The organism is Sphingomonas sp. (assembly GCF_051962185.1).
GTDB lineage: Bacteria > Pseudomonadota > Alphaproteobacteria > Sphingomonadales > Sphingomonadaceae > Sphingomonas.
Genome location: NZ_JBQCCN010000255.1, coordinates 1 through 6436 on the forward strand (window position 1 = coordinate 1; position 6436 = coordinate 6436).

General features: G+C 65.3%; 3 protein-coding genes. All 3 read left to right on the forward strand.

Going from position 1 to position 6436, the window contains the following annotated elements:
* Positions 1-111 precede the first annotated feature (111 nt).
* The 3 genes from ACTHJR_RS16360 to ACTHJR_RS16370 all read left to right on the forward strand — a co-directional run bounded on the left by ACTHJR_RS16360 (position 112) and on the right by ACTHJR_RS16370 (position 6200).
* Entirely contained in the window at positions 112-1281 is a 1170-nt protein-coding gene (locus ACTHJR_RS16360) for a homocysteine S-methyltransferase family protein (RefSeq protein WP_440524308.1), read from the forward strand.
* A complete protein-coding gene (metH, locus tag ACTHJR_RS16365) occupies positions 1278-3932 on the forward strand; it encodes a methionine synthase (RefSeq protein WP_440524310.1) in 2655 nt (884 codons plus the stop codon). Before ACTHJR_RS16360 ends, metH begins: the two co-directional genes overlap by 4 nt.
* A 216-nt stretch (positions 3933-4148) precedes the next feature.
* A complete protein-coding gene (locus tag ACTHJR_RS16370; protein ID WP_440524312.1) occupies positions 4149-6200 on the forward strand; it encodes a M13 family metallopeptidase in 2052 nt (683 codons plus the stop codon).
* Positions 6201-6436 lie beyond the last annotated feature (236 nt).

A 6436-nucleotide genomic window follows, 5' to 3' on the forward strand; every position in this document is an offset into this window, starting at 1 on the left:
GAAGGCAGAGGCGGCGTGAATTTCTCGTCACCCCAGCGAAAGCTGGGGTCTCGTGCCGCACGCGGCACGCTCAATAACTGGGAGATCCCAGCTTTCGCTGGGATGACGCTTATGACGACTGCACGTGAAAAACTGCTCGCCGAGGCCGCGAAGCGCATCCTCATCACCGACGGCGCGTTCGGCACCGAAATCCAGAACTGGAAGCTCGCCGAGGCCGATTATGCCGGTACGCTCGGCCTGACCCACGACCAGAAGGGCAATAACGACATCCTCGCGCTGACCAAGCCCGAGGTGCCGGCGTCGATCCACCGCGCCTATTTCGAGGCCGGCGCCGACATCGCCGAGACCAACACCTTCTCGGCCAACCGCATCAGCCAGGCCGATTACGGCGCCGAGCATCTGGTACGTGAGATCAACCTCGAGAGCGCGAAGATGGCGCGCGCCATCGCGGACGAGTTCGAGGCCAAGGACGGCCGCCCGCGCTTCGTCGCCGGCGCGATCGGGCCGACCAACAAGACCCTGTCACTGTCGCCCGACGTCAACGATCCGGGCTATCGCGAGATCGACTTCGATTACCTCAAGGACGTGTATCGCGAGCAGATCGACGCTTTGGTCGAGGGCGGGATCGATTTCGTGCTGATCGAGACGGTCTTCGACACGCTCAACGCCAAGGCCGGCGTGATGGCGGCGATCGAGGCGGGCGAGGCGCTTGGCCGCGACTTGCCGATCATGCTGTCGATGACCCTGACCGACCTGTCGGGCCGCAACCTGTCGGGCCACACGGTAGAGGCGTTCTGGCACGCGGTGCGCCATGCGCGGCCGGTGACGATCGGGCTCAATTGCTCGTTCGGCGCCGAGCAGCTCCGCCCGCACGTCAAGACCCTGGCCGATATCGCCGACACGCTGATCATGGTCTATCCGAACGCTGGCCTGCCCAACGAGCTCGGCGCCTATGACGAGGAACCGGCGACCACCGCCGGGTTGGTCGGCGAATGGGCCGAGGCCGGGCAGGTCAACATCCTGGGCGGCTGCTGCGGCTCGACGCCTGCGCACATCAAGGCGATCGCGGATGGGGTGAAGGGTCTCGCCTCGCGCAAGATCGTGTCGCCGGAGGTGCGGACCCGATTGGCCGGGCTCGAGCCGATGATCATGGCGGCGTTTTTCCCCTCCCGCTTGCGGGAGGGGCGAGGGGAGGGCGTGTCCTCCTCCAGCCGCTCGAACAAGACAGACCCTCCCCCAACCCCTCCCGCAAGCGGGAGGGGAGTTAAGAGTAGAAAATGACCACTTCCTCCTCCGCCAATTTCGTCAATGTCGGCGAGCGCACCAACGTCACCGGCTCCGCGGCGTTCAAGAAGCTGATCATGGCCGGCGACTATGCCAAGGCGGTCGAGGTCGCGCGCCAGCAGGTCGAGAATGGCGCGCAGGTGGTCGACGTCAACATGGACGAAGGGCTGCTCGACGCGGTCCATGCCATGACCACCTTCCTCAAGCTGATCGCCGCCGAGCCCGACATCGCGCGCGTGCCGGTGATGATCGACAGCTCGAAATGGGCGGTGATCGAAGCCGGGCTCAAGTGCGTCTCGGGCAAGCCGATCGTCAATTCGATCAGCATGAAGGAAGGCGAGGAGCAGTTCCTCGAACACGCCCGCAAATGCATGGCCTATGGCGCCGCGGCGGTCGTCATGGCGTTCGACGAGACCGGGCAGGCCGATACCGAGGCGCGCAAGGTCGAGATTTGCGAGCGCGCCTACAAGCTGCTGACCGGGATCGGCTTCCCGCCCGAGGACATCATCTTCGACCCCAACGTCTTCGCGATCGCGACGGGCATCGAGGAGCACAACAATTACGGCGTCGATTTCATCGAGGCGACGCGCGAGATCAAGAAGCGCTGCCCGCATGTCCATATCTCGGGCGGCCTGTCGAACCTGAGCTTCTCGTTCCGCGGCAACGAGCCGGTGCGCCGCGCGATGCACTCGGTGTTCCTCTATTATGCGATCCCCGCGGGCATGGACATGGCGATCGTCAATGCCGGCCAGCTCGACGTCTACGACACGATCGATCCCGAGCTGCGCCAGGCGTGCGAGGACGTCATCCTCAACAAGGATCCCGAGGCCGGCGAGCGGCTGGTCGCGCTGGCCGAGAAATTCCGCGGCACCGATGCCGCGGCCGAGAAGGCGGCCGAGGAATGGCGCGGCTGGGCGGTCGAGAAGCGGCTCGAACATGCGCTGGTGAAGGGTCTCGACCAATATGTCGTCGAGGATACCGAGGAGTGCCGTCTGCAGGCCGCGCGCCCGATCGAGGTGATCGAAGGGCCGCTGATGGACGGCATGAACGTCGTCGGCGACCTGTTCGGATCGGGCAAGATGTTCCTGCCCCAGGTGGTCAAGTCGGCGCGCGTGATGAAGAAGGCGGTGGCGCATCTGCTGCCGTTCATCGAGGCTCAGAAGGAGCCGGGCGCCAAGGGCAAGGGCAAGGTCGTGATGGCGACCGTCAAGGGCGACGTCCACGATATCGGCAAGAACATCGTCGGCGTCGTGCTCCAGTGCAACGGCTTCGAAGTGGTCGATCTCGGCGTGATGGTGCCCTGGTCGAAGATCCTCGAAGCGGCGAACGAGAATGATGCCGACATGATCGGCCTGTCGGGGCTGATCACGCCAAGCCTCGACGAGATGGTCACCGTCGCCGAGGAGATGAAGCGCGCCAAGATGACGATGCCGCTGCTGATCGGCGGCGCAACGACGTCGAAAGTGCACACCGCGCTGCGCATCGCTCCGGCCTATGACGGCCCGGTCGTGCATGTGCTCGACGCCAGCCGCGCGGTCGGCGTGGCGACCACGCTCGTCTCCGACACCCAGCGCGACGATTACGTGACCAAGGTCGCCGGCGAATATGAAGCGGTGCGCAAGGCGCGCGAGGACAAGGGGCAGAACGAACTGCTGCCGATCGAGGCGGCGCGCGAGAACGGCTTCAAGGCCGACATGGCGCTCAAGCCGCCCGCGCCGAAACAGCCGGGCAAGCATGTCTATACCGATTGGGACCTCAACGACCTGCGCGAGTGCATCGACTGGACGCCGTTCTTCCGTGCCTGGGAACTCGCCGGCACCTATCCCAAGATCCTCGACGACGAGATCGTGGGCGAGAGCGCACGCTCGCTGTTCGCCGACGCCAACAAGATGCTCGACCGCATCATCGCCGAGAAATGGCTGACCGCGCGCGCGGTGGTTGGGCTCTGGCCGTGCGTGCGGCACGGCGACGACGTCTTCGTCGATCCGGAGAATGTCTGGACCCCTGACGAACTCGGCGGGTTCGAGCATCTCGGCTTGGCCGAGAATAGCGACCTCGAGCGCCTGCCGATGCTGCGCCAGCAGATCGTCAAGCGCGAGGGCCGGCCCAACATGTGCCTGGCCGATTTCATCGACCCGGCGGGCGACTGGATCGGCGGGTTCGCGGTCTCGATCCACGGCATCGAACCGCATCTCGCGCGGTTCAAGGCGGCGATCGACGATTATTCGGACATCCTGCTGAAAGCGCTCGCCGACCGCTTCGCCGAGGCGATGGCCGAGCGGCTGCACCAGCATGTCCGCACCACCTTGTGGGGCTATGCCGAGGGCGAGCAGCTGACCAACGAGGCGCTGATCAAGGAGGAATATCGCGGCATCCGTCCGGCGCCGGGCTATCCCGCCTGCCCCGACCACAGCCTCAAGCCGATCCTGTTCAAGCTGCTCGACGCGCATCACGAGACCGGCATCAGCCTGACCGAGAGCTTCGCGATGCTGCCGACCGCAGCGGTCAGCGGCTTCTATTTCGGGCATCCGGAAGCCGAATATTTCGGCGTCGCGCGGATCGGCAAGGACCAGGTCGAGGATTATGCCGCGCGGCGCGGGGTGGAATTGCCCCAGGCCGAGCGCTGGCTGCGGCCGAACCTGGATTGAGGTGCAAAATTCCCCCCAAGGGGAGAGGGCGTTTTGGTCCTCACCGCACCTTCGCTCCCCCGTCACCCCGGCCTTGTGCCGGGGTCTGCCGTGCCACAGGCCGAAGGGCGTGCGGCTCCGTGGATACCGGCACAAGGCCGGCATGACGGATGGGGCTGATTGATCCCACCAACACACCGCGATAGGCTCCCGCTCACATCAGGAGGGGGGAGTCGCATGAAGACGTTCGCCATCATCGCCGCGCTCGCGACGGCAACCGTCTTGGGCGGCGCCATCGCCGCCGGGCCGATTTACCCGCCGCACGGGCTCGACCTCAGCGCGCGCGATGACAGCGTCAGGCCAGGCGACGATTTCTTCAATTATTCCAACGGCAAGTACCTCCGCACCCTGACCATCCCGAGCGACCAGGTGTCGGCGGGCAAGCGGTTCGACATGAGCAAGCGGATCGAAGAGCGGCTCCATGCGATCATGGACGACGTCTCGGCCAATGCCACCGAGGCGCCAGTCGACGTGAAGGGCAAGGTCGGCGCCTATTACGCGTCGTTCATGGACGAGAAGACGATCGAAACATTGGGCGCCAAGCCGTTGGCGCCCGAACTCGACGCGATCCGCGGCGCGCAGGACCGCTCGGCGCTCGCGGCGCTGGCGGGCGAGCCCGGTTTCTACGCCTCGCCATTCGGGGCCTATATCGATACCGACCTCAAGCAGCCGGGCGTCTATGCGGTCTATATGGGGCAAGGCGGGCTGCTGCTGCCCGACCGCGATTATTACCTGACCAAGGATTTCGAGAAGCAGCGCGCCGCGTACCGCGCCTATATCCAGAAAATGCTGACCTTGATCGGCTGGGAGCAGCCCGACGCCTCTGCCGATGCGGTCATGGCGTTCGAGACCAGGATCGCCGAGGCGAGCTGGACCAAGGTGCAGCAGCGCGACCTGACCACGCAGTACAATCCGATGACCCCGGCCGAGCTTGCCGCTTATGCGCCGGGCTTCGACTGGCCGCGCTATCTCAAGGCCGCCAAGCTGGGCACGAAGAAACGGCTGGTCGTCACCAACAACACCGCCTTTCCCAAGGTCGCGAAACTTTGGGCCGACACGCCGGTCGCGACTCTGAAGGCATGGGAGGCGTTCCGCGTCGCCGACCTTGCCGCGCCCTATCTGTCGAGCCCGTTCGTCGACACCGGGTTCGATTTCCACGGCAAGACCCTGTCGGGCCTCGACGCGCTGCCGCCGCGCTGGAAGCGCGGGATCGGGATCGTCGGAGGCGGCGATTGCGGCGCCGATCCGGCCAGTTGCTTCGGGTCGATCGGCTGGGCGGTCGGCGAACTCTACAGCCAGCGCTATTTCCCGGCCGAGACCAAGGCCAAGATCACCGACCTCGTCGGCCATCTCAAGACCGCCTTCCATCATCGCATCGAGAAGATCGACTGGATGGGTCCGGCGACACGGGCCGAAGCGCTCAAGAAGCTCGAAACCTATCAGATCAAGGTCGGCTATCCCGACAAGCCGCGCGATTATTCGAGCCTGGCGATCAAGCGCGACGACCTGCTCGGCAATGCCCGGCGCGCGGTCGCCTATGAATATGATTTCCAGGTCGGGCGTTCGGACGGGCCGGTCGATCGCGCCGACTGGCTGATGACCCCGCAGACCAACGATGCGTATAACGGCAGCTTGCGCGACATCGTCTTTCCGGCAGGGATCCTGCAGGCGCCGATGTTCGATGCGGCGGCCGACCCGGCATATAATTACGGCGCGATCGGCGGCGTGATCGGCCATGAAATGACGCATGGCTTCGACGACCAGGGCCGCTCGATCGACTCCACCGGCGCGCTGCGCGACTGGTGGACGGCGGCGGACGCCGCGGCGTTCAAGAAGCGTGCGGCGATGCTCGGTGCGCAATATGCCAAATACGAGCCGGTGCCGGGGATGTTCATCAATCCCGACCTGACGATGGGCGAGAACATCGCCGATCTCGGCGGCCTGTCGATCGCGCTCCAGGCCTATCACGAATCGCTACGCGGCAAGCCTGCACCGGTGGTCGACGGGCTGACCGGCGACCAGCGCGTGTTCATGGGTTGGGCGCAGGTCTGGGCAGGCAAGATGAAGGAAGAAGCGATCCGCCGCCAGGTGGCGAGCGACCCGCACAGCTTCCGCAAGGTCCGGGTCAACGGCGTCGTACGCAACATCGACGGCTGGTACGCCGCGTTCGGGGTGAAGCCGGGCGAGGCGCTGTATGTGGCGCCGAAGGATCGGGTGAGGATTTGGTGAGAAATCTCCCTCTCCCACAAGGGGAGATGGAGTTTTGCTCCTCACCGCTGCCATCCCCCGTCACCCCGGCCTTGTGCCGGGATCCACCGTACCTCGCACCCCAGCGCTTGCGGCTCCGTGGATGCCGGCACAAGGCCGGCATGACGGCGTAGGGGTGTCTCTCCTTGGGGCATAGTCGCTACGCGTTCATACCTGAGGCCGCTGCCCATAGCGCGATCGGACGATTAACCGTCATT

Bases quoted from the DNA above. Each gene is read 5' to 3' on its own strand.
- metH (WP_440524310.1), top strand. From the start codon at position 1,278: ATGACCACTTCCTCCTCCGCCAATTTCGTCAATGTCGGCGAGCGCACC.
- ACTHJR_RS16360 (WP_440524308.1), top strand. From the start codon at position 112: ATGACGACTGCACGTGAAAAACTGCTCGCCGAGGCCGCGAAGCGCATC.
- ACTHJR_RS16370 (WP_440524312.1), top strand. From the start codon at position 4,149: ATGAAGACGTTCGCCATCATCGCCGCGCTCGCGACGGCAACCGTCTTG.